This window comes from Flavobacterium cheonanense, assembly GCF_039539185.1.
In the GTDB taxonomy this organism is placed as follows: Bacteria; Bacteroidota; Bacteroidia; order Flavobacteriales; family Flavobacteriaceae; genus Flavobacterium; species Flavobacterium cheonanense.
The window spans coordinates 95,307-115,451 of record NZ_BAABCT010000005.1 but is presented as its reverse complement, the minus strand read 5'-3'; the positions used below and the strand labels follow the sequence as shown (position 1 = coordinate 115,451).

19 protein-coding genes are annotated in these 20,145 nt (G+C 27.8%); 16 read left to right on the top strand and 3 right to left on the bottom strand.

All coding sequences use genetic code 11. The features are described 5' to 3' along the window. Positions 1-7: 7 nt before the first annotated feature. A complete protein-coding gene (locus tag ABD766_RS10335; protein WP_344816612.1) occupies positions 8-1,816 on the bottom strand; it encodes a KAP family P-loop NTPase fold protein in 1,809 nt (602 codons plus the stop codon). Positions 1,817-1,903: 87 nt separating this feature from the next. Between ABD766_RS10335 and ABD766_RS10330 the strand changes: the two genes are divergently transcribed. Further along, a complete protein-coding gene (locus tag ABD766_RS10330; RefSeq protein ID WP_344816611.1) occupies positions 1,904-3,184 on the top strand; it encodes a hypothetical protein in 1,281 nt (426 codons plus the stop codon). Positions 3,185-3,352: 168 nt separating this feature from the next. On the opposite strand, the gene ABD766_RS10325 is transcribed toward ABD766_RS10330, so the two are convergent. Beyond that, positions 3,353-4,579: a hypothetical protein gene (locus ABD766_RS10325; RefSeq protein ID WP_344816610.1), complete on the bottom strand. Its 1,227-nt coding sequence runs from the start codon at positions 4,577-4,579 to the stop codon at positions 3,353-3,355. Between the two features lie 128 nt (positions 4,580-4,707). Between ABD766_RS10325 and ABD766_RS10320 the strand changes: the two genes are divergently transcribed. From ABD766_RS10320 to ABD766_RS10290, 7 genes are all read left to right on the top strand, one after another. Continuing rightward, the gene (locus ABD766_RS10320) at positions 4,708-5,064 is read left to right on the top strand and encodes a hypothetical protein (protein ID WP_344816609.1); all 357 of its coding nucleotides are present in this window, start codon (positions 4,708-4,710) and stop codon (positions 5,062-5,064) included. A 73-nt stretch (positions 5,065-5,137) separates the two neighbouring features. Further along, positions 5,138-5,599: a hypothetical protein gene (locus ABD766_RS10315; RefSeq protein WP_344816608.1), complete on the top strand. Its 462-nt coding sequence runs from the start codon at positions 5,138-5,140 to the stop codon at positions 5,597-5,599. A gap of 100 nt (positions 5,600-5,699) precedes the next feature. Continuing rightward, on the top strand, positions 5,700-7,622 hold the full coding sequence (locus ABD766_RS10310) for a KAP family P-loop NTPase fold protein (RefSeq protein WP_344816607.1): 1,923 nt from the start codon (positions 5,700-5,702) through the stop codon (positions 7,620-7,622). Positions 7,623-7,759: 137 nt separating this feature from the next. Continuing rightward, positions 7,760-8,614, top strand: a complete 855-nt coding sequence (locus ABD766_RS10305; protein ID WP_344816606.1) for a hypothetical protein — start codon at positions 7,760-7,762, stop codon at positions 8,612-8,614. After that, the gene (locus ABD766_RS10300; protein WP_344816605.1) at positions 8,615-9,028 is read left to right on the top strand and encodes a hypothetical protein; all 414 of its coding nucleotides are present in this window, start codon (positions 8,615-8,617) and stop codon (positions 9,026-9,028) included. 10 nt (positions 9,029-9,038) lie between these two features. Further along, positions 9,039-9,275, top strand: coding sequence for a hypothetical protein (locus ABD766_RS10295; RefSeq protein WP_344816604.1), 237 nt, complete (start codon positions 9,039-9,041; stop codon positions 9,273-9,275). A gap of 49 nt (positions 9,276-9,324) precedes the next feature. Next, entirely contained in the window at positions 9,325-10,143 is an 819-nt protein-coding gene (locus tag ABD766_RS10290; protein ID WP_344816603.1) for an endonuclease/exonuclease/phosphatase family protein, read from the top strand. 686 nt (positions 10,144-10,829) lie between these two features. On the opposite strand, the gene ABD766_RS10285 is transcribed toward ABD766_RS10290, so the two are convergent. After that, a complete protein-coding gene (locus ABD766_RS10285; RefSeq protein ID WP_344816602.1) occupies positions 10,830-12,071 on the bottom strand; it encodes a hypothetical protein in 1,242 nt (413 codons plus the stop codon). A gap of 104 nt (positions 12,072-12,175) precedes the next feature. Between ABD766_RS10285 and ABD766_RS10280 the strand changes: the two genes are divergently transcribed. From ABD766_RS10280 to ABD766_RS10245, 8 genes are all read left to right on the top strand, one after another. Then, on the top strand, positions 12,176-12,544 hold the full coding sequence (locus ABD766_RS10280; protein ID WP_344816601.1) for a hypothetical protein: 369 nt from the start codon (positions 12,176-12,178) through the stop codon (positions 12,542-12,544). Then, positions 12,541-13,476 carry a metallophosphoesterase gene (locus ABD766_RS10275; RefSeq protein WP_344816600.1) on the top strand — a complete coding sequence of 312 codons (936 nt, stop codon included), beginning with the start codon at positions 12,541-12,543 and terminating at the stop codon, positions 13,474-13,476. The genes ABD766_RS10280 and ABD766_RS10275 overlap by 4 nt, the downstream gene beginning before the upstream one ends. Positions 13,477-13,510: 34 nt before the next feature. After that, entirely contained in the window at positions 13,511-13,963 is a 453-nt protein-coding gene (locus ABD766_RS10270; RefSeq protein WP_344816599.1) for a hypothetical protein, read from the top strand. A gap of 380 nt (positions 13,964-14,343) precedes the next feature. After that, a complete protein-coding gene (locus ABD766_RS10265) occupies positions 14,344-16,269 on the top strand; it encodes a hypothetical protein (protein WP_344816598.1) in 1,926 nt (641 codons plus the stop codon). A 141-nt stretch (positions 16,270-16,410) separates the two neighbouring features. Continuing rightward, entirely contained in the window at positions 16,411-17,028 is a 618-nt protein-coding gene (locus ABD766_RS10260) for an NADAR family protein (protein ID WP_344816597.1), read from the top strand. Positions 17,029-17,063: 35 nt separating this feature from the next. After that, on the top strand, positions 17,064-17,483 hold the full coding sequence (locus ABD766_RS10255; RefSeq protein ID WP_344816596.1) for a hypothetical protein: 420 nt from the start codon (positions 17,064-17,066) through the stop codon (positions 17,481-17,483). Positions 17,484-17,518: 35 nt separating this feature from the next. Next, on the top strand, positions 17,519-19,165 hold the full coding sequence (locus ABD766_RS10250) for a hypothetical protein (RefSeq protein ID WP_344816595.1): 1,647 nt from the start codon (positions 17,519-17,521) through the stop codon (positions 19,163-19,165). Between the two features lie 74 nt (positions 19,166-19,239). Further along, positions 19,240-20,058, top strand: a complete 819-nt coding sequence (locus ABD766_RS10245) for a hypothetical protein (protein ID WP_344816594.1) — start codon at positions 19,240-19,242, stop codon at positions 20,056-20,058. Positions 20,059-20,145: the final 87 nt, after the last annotated feature.

The window sequence follows — 20,145 nt, the reverse complement described above, 5'->3', positions numbered from 1 at the left end:
ACTGGGTTTAATCAATTTCGTTAGCAATCTCTGTTACTAAATTTCTATATTTTTCTTTTCCTAAGATTTCATATAGATTAGATTCTAAAATTAAATCATTGTCTTTAGAAATAAAATAAGAGTCTGATGAAATTATATTATATTTAGTACCATAAAGTTCAAAACATTTTTTTACTAGACCAGTGTTGCTTTTAAAATAAATTTTCATTCCAAGAGTCTTTTTTGAAGGATTATCGCAGTAGATAAGTTGGTTTTTCCCTCTGCCACCTTTTGAATCATCATAAAACCCACAACCGCTTTTTGCAAATGATATTCTATAGTTTGAATTAATTTGCTCTTTATCACTTAGCACTTTCCAAAGTGAGCTAAAATTATTTATGGCATCAATTACATATCCTTCCTCTGCTAATTGAGATAATTTTGTTTCAATTCCGTTATAAATTGTTTTATTTCCAACTTTTTGCACGGCTTGTTTCGTTTCCACATCGTCATCAACACTTGTAATTGCAGCAAATTCCATGGCTTTTTCAAGCTCTTGCTCTAAATCTTCGCCATATTTGGTTCTTAACAAATTTAATAATTCTAAAACCGAAAAGGCTCTTGCCTTTAAATACGAATCATTTTGACATGCGCCCCATGCCACTTGTTCCCATTCTTCATCAATTAAATCTGATTCACCAAACTTTTTTATTTTTTCTTGTATATTATCCCATTCCACTCCAAATTTATTTCCAAAACCTTTATTCCAATTTGTAAAATTGGGTTGTTGTGATAATAATCTAAATATTTTTGGATATGAAATTTGAATTCCTAACAGTGCAAATAGCATAAAGTCATCACCGGTAGCCTCATCTTCATTAATTTCAATTTCTTTTAGGTGGTTAATTAAACTGAAAGAATTTAAATAGCGTTTTAAACTTCTTGGATTAAACCCAATACTGTGCTTAACGGCTTTGGTATATAATTCTTTTTCTTCGTCTGTAATTTGAATGCCAATACTATTTAATTTTTCAACTAAGAAGTTTTCAATGTCATAGGTTCCTGTAGGCATTGAAAAGGGTACTTGAATAATTTTATCAAAAAAAGAACGAAATTCCCGCTCATTTTCTTCAGTTTTTGGTCCGAATTTACTTTCTAATCCTTTTACAACTACATCATAATCAATTGCTAAAATGAAAATACAATTTGGAATATCAAATATATTTTTAAGTGCTTCTAAAACTTCTACCGCATCTCCTGGTGGGATTCGATCTAAATCGTCTACAAAGAAAACTACTTTTTGGATTGGATTTTTTGAGTCATTTACCAAGTCATTTATTAATCCTGTGATTAATGATTTAATTTCAGCAATTTCAGCTGTTGAATTTTGAGAAGAAGTTAAGCTTTCGGAAGCTTCTTTAATATTCATTCCTGTTTGGTTGGCGACTACTTGATTCATTAAATTACCTACAAAACCTGTCACCTTTTTGAAAGTTGCCTTACTTTCATCTTTCAAAGTCCATACGCCTCTGCTTTCACAAGATTCCTTTAGTTTTTCTAGCATACCTTTTAACACACCAGGAGTAGTTTCATTTGCTCCACGAAACATACTATATTCCCAAGTGTTTACCCATGAACATGCTATGTTTTTTTCATTAAAATCTTCTAAAAGCAAAGACATTAATGAGGTTTTTCCAGTACCCCATTCGCCTTGAAGACCTATAGTGATTGGTGTATCACTTCTGGTAATAAAATTTGAAAGAGCTTGACTATACTTTTCTACTTTTAATAAGTCTTCACCTTTCTTATTAATTGGCTTATCTGTTATTGAACTCATAAATAATTAATTTAGTTTTTAATTTTTGATTAAAAAAAGTAAATATAAAATAATAATTATTTAATTTAGCTCATATTTAGCTCATGTATGCAAAAAGAATATTCAAATCTTATAATCGATATCCAAAAAAAATCAAAGATTGAGGTTTTAAAAGTTAGAGACTTAAAATATTTACAAGAGGATATTTATAATGTAACAACTAAGAATATTTCTTTCAACACTTTGAGACGTTTTTTTGGTTTTTTAAATGCAACAACTCCATCAGTTGAAACTTTAAACACATTTGCTTTATATTTAGGATATAATAGCTATTCGAATTATTTAAAGAATGGAGAAAATTATGATGATTGGTATTTTCAACTTAAAATGTTGAGGTTGCAGCTTAACGAAAATGAATTAGAAAAAAACGAGGTATTGCAATTTAATTATGCCTTACAAAATGAAAATAATATTATTGCTGTTGCAAATTATGTTTGTTTCTTAATTGAGAAAAACAAAACAGACTCTCTAATTGTTTTTTTTACAGTTTTTGATTATAAAAAACTAAAAGATAATGCGCTTACAAAATTTGCTCTATTAATTACTTTTAGTTTTTATAAATTAGCAACCAAGGTTACTTTATCTATTTATAAAACTCTTATACCATTTGAAAGTTTTAGAAACTCTGCACCATTGCGCTATATTGATTATTCGCACCTCAACGGTTATTACATCGAGGTAATTAAAATGATAAATGAATTTAATGCTAATGAATCTGATTTTCTTTTTACTTGTTTAATGGAATTTTATCAAAAATTTTATTCTAATGAAGACTACAGAGAAATTTTAATTGATTTACCAAAAAAAACGGAGCAAATTTATCCTGTTTTGGTGGGTAGATATTATGGTTATAAAATATTGAGTGAGGAAAAAATAGATAAATTACTTGAAAATTCAATAAAAAATGAACTCAAAGCAACTCAACATCATTTATTCTTGATAGAGATAATACCTGCTCTTGTAATAAAAGATGAATATGATTTTTTAAATTTAATTATTGAGAATTATTATGAAGAACTATTTGAAGTGGACAGATGGTCTTCAAAAAGTACTATCGCTAATTATTTAATAGGTTTAGCAAGTGTTAATATATCAAAAGGGAATTTAAAAGCGGCTAAAAATAATTTGGAGTTAATAGAATTAGAAAAGATTGAATTAGCCTACACTGATTATATTACACTTTTCTATTATTTAACAAAAATCAAATTATATTTTTATGAAAAAGATATCAATAAAGTAAATGAAAATTATTCTAAGTTAAAAGAATTAGCCAATAAAATTGGTTTTTATAAGTTTGTTATTGCGGCTCAAAAATATATTGAAGATTAACTTTGTATCTTGAAAAAATTTTCTCTTGTACCTTATTTTTTGAAATTTCTTAATCGGAAGTTATCTTCTATTTATAGGATTGTTGCTGTTGTTTGTAATGTTTTTTTTGTTTTTATCAACTTATTGATAAATCGAACGCCAATTATGATTTGGAGTTATAAAATTAAATTAACCCAACATCTTCACAACCCAATAAACACCCTTATTTTCGCAAAAACTTTTTAAATTAAGCGTAATAATATTTTTATTTTCTCCCGAAGCAAATAGTGAGGCAACTGCAAATTCAATAGCTGTTTTTTCATTGCTTTCATTTTGAAAAAGGATATTATGGATTCTAAATGGGTTGTAAACCGATTTATTATTGAAGTAAAGCGATTTGCAAATCCAATACAATTGGAGCACATACAAAGCGATGCTATGGAACTCTTTCTTTTGGTGCTTTATTAGGTCATCAATACTTTTGTTTAATTCTTCATGATGGAACAATTCTTCTTTAAATCCAAAAAAGACTAGTGCTTTCAATGACCTAGAAAATAACCATGCTTTTTCATTAAACCCTAAACCTTTTGATAAAACTAGTATTTCTGCTACATGAATTTTCCATGTATCATTAAGGATTCTATTAAAACCATCTATCAGTATTTGACATTCCATCCATCTAGAAAGTTCGTGAAAATGGCCATTTTTTTTATCTAATTGAACTGTTAATTTTTGAAATTCTTGAATTAGAGGAGAAGCATTTTGTGCTTTATGCGCCGTTTGGCTTATGACAAAACAATAGACATATAATTTTCTGTAATCGTTAGTAACATTAGGTAAATAATAATTCACTAAAGCTTCTGAAAAATAATTATTGTCATTGTCTTCATCTACATAACATTCATAAAAAAAGCGATGGCCAACACTATTGTCTGCTAAAAATTGAAGTAATTTTTTTTGCTTTTTACATACTCGAACATAAGTGCCAATTAGGGAAGCTGCAGTAAATAATATGGCTTCGTTTTCATTTTTTTTTGCTTTTTCTAACACAAGGTGCAAGGCTTTAAAATCTTCATTGGCCAATGCTAATTGCAATACCGCTAACGAAAAACCATCAGAAGCCTCGGTAAGAAAATAGTTGGGATCAAAAGGAACATTGGTTTGATTGGTACAAAAATCTTCCCAATCGTCATAACTCAAATAACGTGCAATTACATTCAAAGTATCTTTATAAGGAGTTCTAAAAGGTTTTACGACACCAAACATCCTTGCAATGGTGTGCTGAGAAATATATAATTTTTCTAATGCCAAAACCTCCGAACACTTTTGTGCATTTGCAATGTTTTTTATCTTAAATCCTAATTGGATTTCAAGTTGATTGCAAAGCGCTATTAGATAAGGATTCGGTTGATTCATGTTTATGTTTATGGTTGCACAAATATATGGGTATTCCTTTTTGATTATAAAGTTGCAATAACTTGCAATAAAAATTTAAAAAGAAGAATAGTATTTTTAACAAATTTAAATTTAAATACATACAATTTATGGCTACAGAAATTACAATGACAGGTAACAAAAAAATTAAAACTATTGTTAATGAATTTTCAGAAAAATTTAATTATTTGTCTTTAGTATTCAAAAAGGCAAATAATCATCCAATTGATATTGACAAAAATCTATCTGAGGTAAGAGAAAAAAATGGTGGTGAATTATCTATCGTAGGTAATTTAACAGTAGGAAGTTTAGAGAGAAGATTTATGGAGAATTTTGGAATTAATGTTCAGGTTGTTTGTAAATCAGCTGATGGAAGAATCCACAATACAAAAGGCGAGGCAGACACTAGAACGTTAGCACAACAAAATGAAACTGCCAAAGAAGAAGGTTTTGTTTCGTTTGTATAATATTTAAACAAAAAATTCACAATGCTAAAAACCAAATAACATTTGGTTTTTTTTAATTTAAAACTATACTACTATGTTCGATTTTATTTCAAATATTACCGATAAATTTAAAGCTAAAGATTTTCATTTAGCACCAAATAAAAAAATTAGAAGTCTTAAAGCTGATTTTAAAACTAATTTTGGACTTACACTAAGAGTTTATAAAGGTAAACAATTAGCCGATGAGAGTCTAACATTAGCAGCATTAAATCAACGAACAAGTAAAGATATTAAATCATCAAATGAAGATTTAAAAATTAAAGTATCCATGACCATTGATGAATTTGAAAAATTGATTGATGCTCATTTTGGACTAACTGTTCAAGTAGTTAATGAATATGATACTTATTGTATAAATAATAAATATACATTAGGCCAAGCAGCAAGAAAAGAAGATTTAAAAGATTGGTGCAAAGACCGTGGGTTTAATTCGATTGAAGACTGGCTAAAATCTGAAAAATGTAAAACATTAGAAGAATATTATTCTAAAAAATAAATAACTTAATAAAGTCAATCACCAATAAACAAAATTATATCTGATAAGATTTAAATTTAAGGATATCGAAAAAATCTTCAAACGCTAAAAGACTAGCAATATGAATAAAATTAATGCCATTTCAATTAAAGATAAACCAATTGAGAAAAATGAACAAGATCAATTAGACGTATCTCGTTACATTAAATCGCTCTCAAAATTTATTTTAAATAGTGACACTCCAATAACAATTGGTTTACAAGGAGAATGGGGAACTGGAAAAACATCTATGATGTGTATGATTCGAGAAGAACTTTCTAATGAAAATGTTGCTACATCTTGGGTTAATACATGGGAATACAGTTTGTTTAGAGGTGTAAAGGAGACTACTCCTGCTATATTGAATGGATTATTGTACGACTTAAAAGAAACTTGCGGAAGCGACTGGCCAAAAGAAGGTGATGTTGAAAATAAAATAAAAAAAGTTGGAAGATTTTTTGGAAACATAATAAATCAAGCTGTTGCAAATCAAGTAGGAGTTGATTTAAAATCAGCAATTGAAAATAATACGGAATCGATACTTACAAAATCTGAAATTGCAGAAGTAAAAAAGGACATAAGTGATGTTATCAATCAATTAATAAATGATCCAAAAAATAGATATGAAAGAGTCGTTTTTTTTGTAGATGATTTAGATAGAATTAATCCAACTGACGCAGTAGAAGTATTAGAATCCTTAAAAAATATTTTTGACTTACAAAATTGCATTTTTGTACTTGCTATAGATTATGATGTTGTGGTAAAAGGATTAGAAGGCAAGTTTGGAAAAAAGACAGATGAAAATGAAAGAGAGTTTAGATCTTTTTTTGATAAAATCATTCAGGTTCCCTTTAGCATGCCAATTGGCACTTATGACATTAATAATTTTTTAAAAGAAAAACTTCAAAATTTTGGTTTAAAGTTAAATGACGAAAAGATTAAGACTTATCTTGATGTTGTTCAACTTAGTGTTGGATATAATCCAAGAAGTTTAAAGCGCTTTTTAAACACTTTTAGTTTGCTTAATACCATAAGAACTATAGATGATGAAAAGCAGGAAACTAATTCAGATACTTTTGAACAAGTTGAATTAATGTTATTTGCGCTTTTAGGAATTCAAATTTCTTATCCTAAAATATTTAAATACATTGCGATTAATCCTATTTACTTTGATTGGGACAAATCTTTTGCCGCAAAAAATAATTTAGTATGGGAAGGAATTGAAGAAAAAATATCTAGATATGGTGAGAACGATCTGCTAGATGAAGAATGGGAAAAAGTAATTTGGGGATTTTGTCAATCAGATACTTACTTAAAAAGCAAAGTATTTAATGTATTAGAATTACTAAATAGCCTTAAAGAAACCTTTAAAGGTAATTTTAACGAAATAATAAATGATGCTTTAGAGTTTGCGGCTATTACATCGATTGATGATAGCCAAGAGTCTAAACAGAATATAATACAAATAGGAAAAAGTAAAATACGATATAATGGCTTAGATGCTAAGAAAGAACAATTAATTGCTTCTAATTGTAACAAACAAGCTATCACCTTATGGGAATCCATTTTTGAACCTATCAATAACAATCTTGAAGCCATCGGGCAAAAGATAAATTTTGCTAAAACAGTGACCTCTTTTTATAGATGGGTGGAAGGTAAAGGTGGAAAGTCAATTCAAACTATTTATTGTAATGATCCTTCTAAAACGGGTACGGGATTAAATATAAACTATTATGGATATAATGCTCAATTTGTGGATGATATGATTCAAATAGCTTCAGAATTTGGTTGGAAAGTTACTAGAGAAGAATTGTCTTTATCAAACAATTCGAAAATTGAAATTGTTCCAGGTGTTTGGCTAATTAAAGAAATTTCAGATTGGGATTTGGCTAAATTTGGTTGTTTGGCTTGTACTGCCGAATTTAGTAAAAATCAATCACAAGAAACAGTTGCTCTATTTTTTAATAGGGTAACCCAACAATTTATTGAACGTTTAACAAATTAAAATAATAAATATGGCACAATCAAAACCTAAATCAGTATTCGGATCAAAACATACAACAAGAACTGTTACAAAAGCGGGAAAAGCAGATAAAAGAACAACCTTGGGAGGAGCCAAGAAGAAAAAATAAACTTAGAATTTTGAAAAGCAATATTTTAAACGATTTAGAATCATTGTTCAACAATAACTTCATTGCTGAAGCAAGAAATCTTAATGAGTCTTTAGGTTTTCATTATTTCAACGAAAACATACAGCCTATGTATTTCAATGGAAAGAAAGATGCCAAAACAGTTTTGATTATGTTGAATCCTGGCAATGCAGATAATCCAAATAATCCATATAATTTTTTTGAGGACAAAAACGGTAAATCACATTACAAATCCTTTGAAGAATTCTATAATGACCATATAAATACTCTTGTTAACTATGGTACTATCGATTTTGAAAGACTTGATAACTTTGATTTAAAGCAAGCAGCATTTCTTCATAATTTTAATAATTTAGATTTTGAGATACCTAAAGAGTTTTGGAATAACGATAACTTAAAAAGGATTGCAAAAAGAAATGTTTTAATGGATAAATTGCAACTTGAGTTTATTCCATATGCCTCTAGAGATTTTAAAGGAATATTAGATAATGGTAAATTAGCCAGTAAAAATATTGTTCATTTAAAAAAATACATTTATCGAGTATTAGATGCTATAATTGAACATCCTAGAGACAATGTAATTTTTTGCAGCAAACAGTTCTATAACTTGTTTTCAGTTAGTCAAGAAATTGAAGGTTTTAAAGCAAAAATAGAAATGGGTTCAATTAAAGAATTTAAGGATACTGAAGGAAAACTAAAACTTCGATTTAGCAAAGTAACTATTTATTACAAAGATAACATTATTAATGCCGGTATAGCGCATTCATTTGCAAGTCAAGCTTTGCCAAATGCCTATAAAAAAATGATGCGTTATGGAGAATTTTGTTATAATGAAATGAAAAAATAAATGGCAAAACAAGTACTAAATAATAACGAAGATCTTTCATCATTAATTAAACAAGCTGAAAAAATTGTTTTTAAAGAGGATACTAAATCAATTTGCGACCAGTTGGATGTATTGTTTTCAATAGCTGGCAAATCGCAAATAGAAAACGAAGATAGTGATGTATTTGAAATTAAAATTCGCTCTGGCATCATGAGGTTAAAAAAGCTAGAAGCATATGATGAAGCTGCCTTTTATGAAACAGAAATTATAAGAATTACCAAAACAAATACAAACAAGAAAAAAATCGAGTTATATTACTTTTTGTTTTCAATTGCTGGCTTGGTTTTAATAGCTTGCTTTGGAAATAAACTTCTCTATGAGTCTTTTTCTTTATACAAAAAAGTCATTGATACAATAATAAATTATTTTAAATAAAAAAAACAAGATGAAATTAACAATACTTTTAACCTTTATGGGAGTACTTACATTAATTGGAACAGGAATTATTGCCTTAATAGGATTTATAATTGGATGGAAATTTTCCGATTTTTTTATTCCACCAAGAGATTTCTGGACTAAAAGTGGTGTTGCAATGTGGGGAACAAAACTTAGTATTGCTGTAACAGGTGCTTGTGTTGCGGTATGGGGTGTTGCGGCTTTAATAACAGCTATTTTCAATTAAGATTATTTTTGCGTTACTTTTTTATTATTTTAGCTAAAAACAAACTTCAATGTTCTTAAATAAACAACTACTTTTTCTTTTCTCATTTTTTATTATTACACTTCTTTCCACTGCTCAAGTTTCTGTTTGCAGTTGGAACATAATGAATTTTGGTAAATCAAAGTCGGATAGTGAATTAGAATTTATAGCAACTACTATAAATAAATATGACATTGTGACGATTCAAGAGGTGGTTGCAGGTAATGGAGGAGCAAAAGCAGTAAGTAGATTAATAGCTGTTTTGAATAATAAAGGATTTCAATGGGATTATGCTATTAGTGATGTTACTACTAGCGAGAATCCATCTAGTAAAGAACGTTATGCTTTTTTGTGGAAAGTTTCGCAAGTAAAAAAAATTGGGAAAAGTTGGTTGGAGCAAAATTTTCAGAAAGAAATAGATAGAGAACCCTTTATGAGTACATTTGAATATAAAGGAAAGCAATTTACCTTGGCTTCTTTTCATGCTGTACCTAAAAAGAAAAATCCTGAAAGTGAAATTAAATATTTCAAATTATTACCAGCTTTATACCCAAAATTAAACCTTATTTTTATGGGCGACTTTAATTGCCCCCAATCCAATACCGTTTTTATCCCTCTAAAAAAGAAGGGATATAAAAGTATACTAACCAATCAAAAAACAAGTTTGCGTCAAAAGTGTATTACCAATGATTGTTTAGCCTCTGAGTATGACAATATGTTTTATGATTCAATGAAAACCAATAGTTTAAAATCTGGAATTATACCTTTTTACCAAAAATTCACGACTTTAAAAGAAGCAAGAAAAATTTCTGACCATGTTCCTATTTGGAGTGTTTTTAAAATAAATTGAGAGTATAAAGCGACACTTTTATTGGCCTTTATTTGATTTCGCACTCCATAACTATTTACAATATATTTGAAAACTGAATAGTTCTTTATTTTAAAGTTCAAATGAAGCTCTAAAACATCGGGAAGATGTGTTATTTTGGTCGTAATAAATTAAATAGTCCTTTATTAATTTCAGACTGCATGGTATTTGTAGAATAATATAGTAGTTTTGTAATGTTTAATTATACAGTTTACAACTTGAACTAACTTGAACTATTTTAAACTAATTATATACATTAAATTTACACGTTAAATAAACCAAAATCAGTTAGTGGGTTTTAATTGTAAGCGAAATGCTTACTAAAAAAAGAGGATACTAGTTATCCTCTTTTTTAAACAAAAATCATACTTAAATTTATATGCCAAAATCTCTATGCCAAAAATAAAACAAACAAAAGAAACAATAATTCTCTTTTTAGCAATTGTAGTAATCATCACCTTTTTTATTCTTGTTGCCCTATTCCTTTATTTATTATATAATCCAACATCATCATTTATCTAATCCTAAAACAATGTCCAAAAACCAAAACAAACTATTGAAACAAATTATCATCATAGGTTTGATAATTGCATTTACAATAGTAACTTGCTATTTATTTTATCAATTGATTACTAAGTTTATAATGAAATAGATGTTTTAAAAAGTAATTATATTGTGACCAACTCTTTTTGTAGTTTTTTATAAATGGTATCAGTTACAGGAGAAAAATTTAAATCATAATTAGTACTAGAAATACTTTTAAATAATTCTGTCGCTTTCTCAATTTCATTAGTTTTAAGCAAACTATAAGTATATACTATTTTGTAATGATTCCAATTTTGTTCTCCCCATTGTGTAAAAAGTAAATCGTTTAAAGGAACATGTTTTATAGCTAAATCAATGATGATTTTGTGCTCGTTACATTTATGTAAAAATAGACTTATAATGAATATAGACGTCACTCGGTCACTTACATCTTCATATAAAGACTTAAAATTAATAGCACTTATTTCGTTACATAATTGAGGAACCAATTCTGGTTTATATTGTTTAGCATTAATTAAAGTTATTCCTTTAATCCGCATTAAAAGAATGTTATTATTAATTTTGGAATAATCTATTTTTTTAATTGCCTTATAATGAATTTTAAAAGAGACCCAATCTTTGATTTCAGCATAGTAATTGGCTAAAATTAGATGATAAAAAGCATAGGATTCTAAGTTGTCTTTTTTTACTTCATAATATTGATTTAATAATACTCGGTAAAATTCAAATTGTGGAGTAACTACCCATTCAACAAAAAAATCAGTCTCAAAAGCATAGGTGTTGTCTAAATTAAAATAATAGTTGCAGGCAATTTTTTGCAACCATTCGTTTTTTATACATAGGGTTGTTAAAAGATGCAATATAAAATAAATCGAATATCTATTATTTTCAATATCAACAAAAAGCGTTTCAAATTCAAAAAAGTTTTTAAAGAAATTTTCGTCTTTTTGTAATGCCTTTATTAAAATAATTTGAATAAAAAGATCATAAACTTCTTTGTTTACTTCAAGACTTTCAATTTTTTTAATAAGCAAACTAGTATCAAAATCACCTTCTAAACTTTTTAATAGCAAAATTTTAAATTCGTCAATTGCAACTTGATTATAGTATTCTATGAATTTTCCCCAATCGGAATGTCCGCAAAATTCAGCACAATAATTTAGTGAGTTTATTGAAAGTGTAGTGTTGTTTTTGATGATATTGAATAACCTCCTTAAGGTATCCGAGCTAACGTTATTATCCATTTTATTACTAACCCAATCGCAATCAATGGTGTCTAAAATGCTATTGCCATGTTTTTTACAAATCTCTTTTCTAAGAAATTGCAGATGTTCAGGTTTAGGTTTGGTTGCTATTCTAGCCATAATATTAAATTGCTAAAATACAAAAAACTCTAGTATTTTTTTATTTGCTATTATTTGCAATTTCCCACATTTGACAAGTGGATTTAAATTACTTATTTTTGATTATGAATTTAATTAAACTCCTTTTTATTATGATTTATTCTGAAGAAAATGAAGAAGTTAGGTTGCAGTACAAGAATGCAAATGATTCCGAATTACTAACAAATATTAGAATTTCAAAAACGCTGTATTTTCTTTTCTCTAGGAATTTTTACAGAATATTAGTTTTTGGTTTTTCAATGGGTATTAATTTTTATTATTATTACAAGTCGGGTAATGGAATGCGATTAATAAATAATTCATTTATAGCATTTGTTCTTTCGATGGTTATTACGAACTATTTAAATTCAGATGAAGATGCAGCGACCGAAAAGCAGACTATTAACACCTTAAGAAAAATGCGACAAGAACTAAAAGAAAAACAAACTATATGAGCAAATTAATTATTGATTACAATCAAACTAAACAACCCGATTTTATAGGTGATATTCATGGGCATTTTGATGCTTTGATACAATTGTTTGAAAAAATGGGCTATACTATTAACGATGGAATCTATAGCCATCCAGAACGGTTTCCAGTTTTTATAGGTGATTATATAGACCGTGGACCTAAGATATTTGAAACGGTTGAATTAGTCAAAAATATGCAAGAAACAGGTAATGCGATCGCTTTAATGGGAAATCATGAATTAAACTTTTTAGAATTAAATCATAAAGATAAAGAAGGAAATTCGTTTAGAAGCCAATCTAAACGCCATCAGGTTAAAGAAACAGATGCTGCTTTTTTAGGAAAAGATTTAGATAGTTATTTAGATTGGATAGCTCAATTACCAATAGCAATTGAGTCGGAACATTTCAGAGCAGTACATGCACAATGGGAAGTAGAGGCTATCGAAAATATAAAAAAATCTACTATTGAAAGATTAGATGAGGAAGGACTTAGAAAGGTTTATGCTACACCCAATTTATATAAATCTATAGAGATATTATTAAAAGGAAAAGAACTTAAATTACCTGAAGCCTTACATTATAATGATCATGGTTCAGAACCAAGAACAGAAGCTAGAATAAAATGGTGGCAAGCTAGAAAAAGAACTCTTTTTGGAGAGGATTTCGCTTCACTTCCAGGACACATGATTGATAAAGATATTTCTACTTTTAACCACGATTATGATTTTTTTTATGAGAGGGAACACACTCCTGTTTTCTTTGGTCATTATTGGATGGATGCAAATAAGGTTGAGTTAATGAGTAGCAATGCGTGTTGTGTTGATTATAGTATTGCTAAAAAAGGAATTTTAGTGGCTTATAGGCATACTATAAGAGAAGTATTGTCAAATGATTATTTTATTACACATCTATAAATTGGAAATATAAGAATTAAATTTAAAATAAATTATGAAAGAAAATCAAGATAAACTAAAAAGAAATTTTGAAATATTCAAACCTTATATACAAAGTACAAATTTGAATACTGAAATGTACGATAATTTGGAAACGATATATTATACTCCAGAATCTTCCGAAATAAAAGACGGCTATTTTGTTGCTGAATTTTGGATTCCTTATTGTGATGGTGTTTTTATAAAAGAGAAATCATTTAAAATTTCCCATGTGTTCAGATTAGATATTCAACAAATAGAGGCGGAATTGAATAAAATCTCCGATGCTGAAAAAAGTAGATTTGAAACTTTATTAAATCCAAAAAACATAGCTTTTGTATTAAAAAGTTTTTACATTAAATTTATTCCATACTTGTCAGGTGAAAATGGCAAAGAGGATTATGGAAAAATAGCAGAAATATTATATAATTATTATGGGTTTATTATAGGTAGTAGATATGGTCAGTAACCTAAACTTTAAAACAATCTAAATGTCAGAAAAAGCAAATTATATAGAAGAACTAAAAGAGAACCCCGAATTATTAAAAATACTTCCGAAAGAATATCCGTCTATTTCGCAAAAAATGAAATTGTAATTACATGCAAAAATTAGAGTATAATTTTCCAAGCAAAGTAAAAAAGTTTAATATTGTAAATCCGATTTTAAAATTTTTTGTGGCAAAATATGAGAATAAGATTCCTTGGCAATCTGTTGTGAAAAGCGAAACTGAATTGGATTCTTATATTAAAAATCATTTATACACTGAATTAATACAAAATGCTACCAATAGTAGTTTAGAAGGTAAATCCTTTTTTTATAAATACAGTAAAACACCAGATGTAAAGTTTTTGTTAGAATTTGATAATGAATTTTCTGAAGCTCAAATCAAAGAAATAAACCAACAACTTATAGAAAATGGGAATGAGTTTGCGGCGAAGCTTGTAGAAAAATACATAAATAATAACAAAGTTGCTGCATTCCAGTTATGGATTAATTTGCTTAAAACAAAATATCCAAATAAAGAAGCTTTCCATTATCTCGTACTTTTATCTGTATTCGAGTTGTATGGAAAAAATCAAAGAAGAATTCTTCCTAAACCTGAAATTAATAGTATAGAAATATTATACAAACGTATTTCTAACGAGCTTCTCAACCCAAATAAGAGCATTGCTAAAACTTATTTTAATAGAGTTGCCACTAAGTACCAAGTTAAAATAATAAACACATGGAAATTTGTAACGAAAGGGATTGAAAATTCTAATTTATTAAGTTCTTTAGCTTATAAGTCAGGTTGGTGTATAGCTTCTAGTTCTTTTGCAGAAAGTTATATTAAAAAATGTGATTTCTTAATATTTTATGATAATGATATCCCTGTTGTAGCTATACGTTGTGATTTAGAAAAAAAAATAATCCACGAAATAAGAGGAAGAAATAATGCAGTACCGTACAATTGGTTAAGTGAAATATATTTAGTGCTCAATCATTTAAAGTTCGATTGTGCGGATATTTCATTAGTAAGTAAAGTTGATATTAAAAGTAAAGATGAAAACTGGTGGAACTTACAATTAAAGCGTTTTCCATTGTTAATTAATAATTCACCTTATCCCAATTTTTCTGAAAATATAAATGTGGAAGAAATTGATTTTAATTCCTATCTAAATGTATACTCTATGGATCAAATAATTATAAATTGTAATTTAGATGAAAAACTTGATTTTTCAAATATTATTAAATCTTCACCCAACATTTTTGAAAAATTGAAAATGTCCACTTATTATAAAGGTGAATTGTCTGAAGAGCTTTTAATTGATTCATGGTTGGATTTGGTTTTTGACCATATACTTTCTGAAGATGATTTGAAAGCAGTTCCTACATTTGTTTTAAAATCAGAACGATTTCAAAAATCATTAAAAGTTTATTTTCCGGATGGTTTAAAAAAACTAACTACGAAAAGACCAAAGAACTATTCTGAACGTTCTTTTATAACTGAATTAAATGATTATATTGTTGAAACTATTGATGAACCATTCGATGTAGCAGTTCACCGAAATGTACAATTAATTATAAATCACGATAATCACGATTTTTCAGATATTTTTACGTCAATTTCACGTAAAAGAAGTGATTTTAAAACATTAAGAGCTGCTGTTTGGAAAAAAGCTATTGAAATAGATGTGACTTTTTATTTTGCTTATCCTAGAGATCTTCAGATTTCTGAACCATTAGTGTTAGGAAGTTTAGATTTATCAATACCTGCTAATAAAAAACATTTAGATAGCCTAAAGTTATCGCCATGGTTATTAAATAGAAGAAGCGGAGGTGTGCCCAAAAAACTGCGTTTTACGAAAGAAATGTTAGAAGGCTATATTAATGGTTGGGGGCATTATATTACAAAAGAACCTTATAAGATGTATAAAGCCAATTCCTTTGGTTCAAGAACTTATATGTCATATGCAGCCCTAAATAATTTTAATATAATTAAATATTTTATTCGCGGTTTTGCTCAAAATGATTGTCATCAATATGCTTCTTATAGAATGTTTTCTATGCCTGTTTTTCAATTTGCTGTATTATTAGGATATACAGGTAAAAACGCTTTTCCTGCTGTACGAAGAAAAATTAGAGAAATTAGAGATGATGAAAGGCGAAATTATACAAAGAATTCAATAGATAAAGCAGTTACTGAAATGCTTAAAAACAATGAACTCAAAATTCAAAAGGATTTTTATAAATGTAAAAGTAATGCTAATAAATTTGGCTTTACTATGTTATAAAATAAAAAAAAACATGAACTCTTAAAATTTAACGATCATCAATGAAAATAGATTCTTTTAATTTGATTTTTTTTGTCACAAAACCACATAATAAGTCCTTTACTTTATATAATCAGTGTTTAACTTTTTTAATTTTTGAATATGTATATTGTAAATTTTAATCACCAAACCTATTCCAAAAAGAACTCCTGCTGTTTTCAAAAAGTAGATACCGAATGGGGTGGTTTATCCAATATGAAAGGAATAGTTTATCCGTTATTGGTAAATAAAAGAAGAATTTTAACTTCTGAAGCTTTATACCAAGCGTGTCGTTTTCCTGATTATCCAGAAATTCAAGAAGAAATTATCAAACAAAAAAGTCCAATGGCCGCTAAAATGAAGTCAAAGCCTCATAGACTAAAATGCACAAGAGCTGATTTTGAAGAAGAAAAAGTAGCGATTATGTATTGGTGTTTGAGGGTTAAGTTAGCTTGTAACCCTAATGGTTTTGGTCATTTGTTAAAGAAAACTGGAACAAGACCAATTGTTGAGGTGAGCCATAAAGATTTATTTTGGGGCACAAAAGAAGATAAAAGTAATCCCAATAACGTAATAGGAGTCAATGTTTTAGGTCAATTATTAATGGAGTTAAGAAGTTTTTATTTAGAGAATCAAGTATCAAAAGCATACTTAACCGTTGAACCTTTAGATATTGCTAATTTTAAATTATTTGGAGAACCAATCGAGCCAGTTGTGCATCCAATATTAAAACTTAACTAACCCAATTTTTTACCAACCTTTAATTTCAATAAATTATGAAAAAAAACTTATGTGTAGTACTATTATTGCTCTCTCAAATTACTTTGCTAGCACAAAGTATTAAGCAAAAAGATAAGTATGGAAACTCAATTGCCTATATAGATGGGTTGACTTTAAAGTCTAAAGACAAATATGGAACACCACTTTTTTACAATGATGGTCAAGCCATTAAAATTAAAGATAAATATGGTCAATCACTCTACTTTTTAGATGGAAATACCGTTCGTATCAAAGACAAATATGGAACCGCTTTATATTATTTTGATGGGCTAACCATCAGACAAAAAGATAAATATGGGCAAGCACTCTATTTTGTAGATGGACAATGTATTAGAGTAAAAGATAAATATGGAGCATCTATTTACTACTTTGATGGAATCCCCGAGAAATGGGCAATTATTTGTTTGATAAGATAAAATTTTTACTAAAAAAATAAGAAAAATAAAAAAAAATGGCAAAATTAAACTCTAAGAAAGAACAAGAAAAAGTCAAACCAATTTTTGATAATCCCAGACAAATATTAAAAGTAACATTTAAAAATTGTTATCCAAATTGGACTGATTTAGAAGTTAATCATGTTGTTAATTCATTGTATAAAAAATTCTATACTTGTCTTTATCTTGATTCATCTGCCTTAATTGAAATAGTTAATATTGGTTTTGAAAAATTGCTTTTAAAAAATAAAGCAACTATAATTAATCCTGGTTATTGGATGAATCGTGGATTTAAAGAAGGTTTATTGGAAGAATATAGAAGTAAGATAGTTAAAGACGATAATAATCTAGTAAAAAATGAAAGTTTTATAGATATTATTTACGATGAAGCAAAAGATGAAAATGAAATTTATAAAAATATAATACTCTACGCAGAGGAAATTGAAAAAAGAAGTTCTTTGTCTGAATCTGAATCTGAATTATTTGAATTACTAATTACTTTAGCTTTAGAATGCACGGCAACCGGTAGTTTAAATAAAACTCTAAAAGAATCTGCTTTGGCCTTAGGTTATAAAGATGTTAATTATAGAACTTTATTGAAGTTATTAAGAGCAAAATTAAATAGTCCTCTTAATATTAAATCTAAAGAAAAACATTTAATTTCATTTGTCAACACAGAGCAAGATAATCTAGAAACTACACTTAAAGCTTTTTTAAATTTTATAGAAACCCAATTAATTATGAAAAACCATTTGCAAGCCTACCGATTCTCTGAACAAGAGATGAACAAAATGATTGAATTGAAAGGGATTTTTGAAAAAAATGCTTTTAAAATAGATCGATTTCCTGAGGTTTATTATGATGATTATGATAATTATGAAGAGATTTATGGAAAAATAAAAGACCTTGATGAAAACATTGATTACTTAGGTGTTTACACTGATTTTTGGATTCCATCGGATGAAATAAACAGTAAAGAAGGTATAATTGTATTATTTAAGGATCGAATCGAAAAGTATTGTTATGAAAAACAAATAGAGGTTAATTCTGTTCGTTTTATTGTTTTAATGCACGAATTGGGTCATTGGCTGACTCATTGGGCTACATATAATAATGAAAACTGGTCAAAAGGTTACAAAGCAGGTACAGATAAAAAAACTCATGAATCATTAGCGCAATTAATTGCATATTGGGCAGTTGAAGATAATCCTAACTTAACGAATCTATTGGAAACTCGTTTAACACCTGCTAATAAAAAGAATCCGTATGCTTTATATGAAAATTTAACAACTATTGATAAGACAATTATTCTAAAAAAAATAGTTGAAATAAGAAAACATGCTTTTTTGACTGATGATTTAATGTATGCTTTTTTATCAAGTGATTCAGAATTTATGTATGAAATATTTATTAATAATATAGAGATAAAAGGATGGTATTGTATTAATCTTTTGAATGAAATTAATAAGCCTAATGAATGTTTTGATGATGCAGTATTTGATTTATTAGTTAATATAAACAAAGAAAGAAAGACCACAAGTTGTAGTGATTTTCCAATTTGTCTTTTGGGAGAATATAAATTCAAAGAAAAATTTAAAAATGAATTTTCTCAAATTTTCATAGATTGTAGAGGTGCCATTTCGGGGTGTAAATTTGGCATTTAAAATAAACATCAAAAATCTGTCACAAAAGCACTAAAAAGTGCATTATAATAATATAACCATTAAAACTAAATAAGATGCTAAAAATTCAAGGCCCTGTACATTTTGATAATGTAGACAAAATTGGAATTTTAAAGAATAATCCAAAAGGATGTTCAAACCCAAATACAAGTGGAGTTTATGTTTGGGGATTTATGTATAAATATGATAAGGGAGAATTCATAGAACCTATCGATTTTTCAGATAAAGAAGTTTTAGATTCCTATTATTCTAATAAATGTGAACTGCCAAAAAACTGGAAGTTTTTGCCATACTACGTCGGAAAAAAAGAAGATAGTATTTTCAGTAGAATAAAGACGCATCAAAAAGTTAGACAAGGTGATGCACGAAAATACATCCGTTTATCATTTGATTACTTACGTGAGTTTATTAAAGACCCTCTTTATCCTGTAAAGTATAATAGAAAACCTAATCTTCCGGCAGTTTTAGTAAAACATCAACAAGATCCAAATAGTATCGAGTACTTTAATAGTGATAAGTTTCTGAACTTAAAATATCCAAATTGTATATTGACTCCATCAGGAAGAAATTCAACAGATTATCCAATTACCGATCAAAAGGATTGCTATGGAAATCCATTGCCAGATACGTTAGATAAAATTGTAAATCTAAAAAATAATTTTTGGTTTTGTTATTTGCCTATCGATGAAGATAAATCTTTAACAAAATATGAAACTTTTGTGTTCTATTCGTTAAAAGGAAATACAACTAGCCAAACCCAAAATTTTTCTAGTTTAATTAAAAACATAAAAATTAAAAATGATACAGACACCGATATTTTTAATGTTGATGATAATAATAATTTAGTTGCAACTGACACTTTTAGTGGCTATTAGAAATTAAATTTAAAAATATTTAAAAAAAGAGCCTCAATTTCGTCACAAAACACCTTTTAAACACATTATACTATTAGACAAACTATT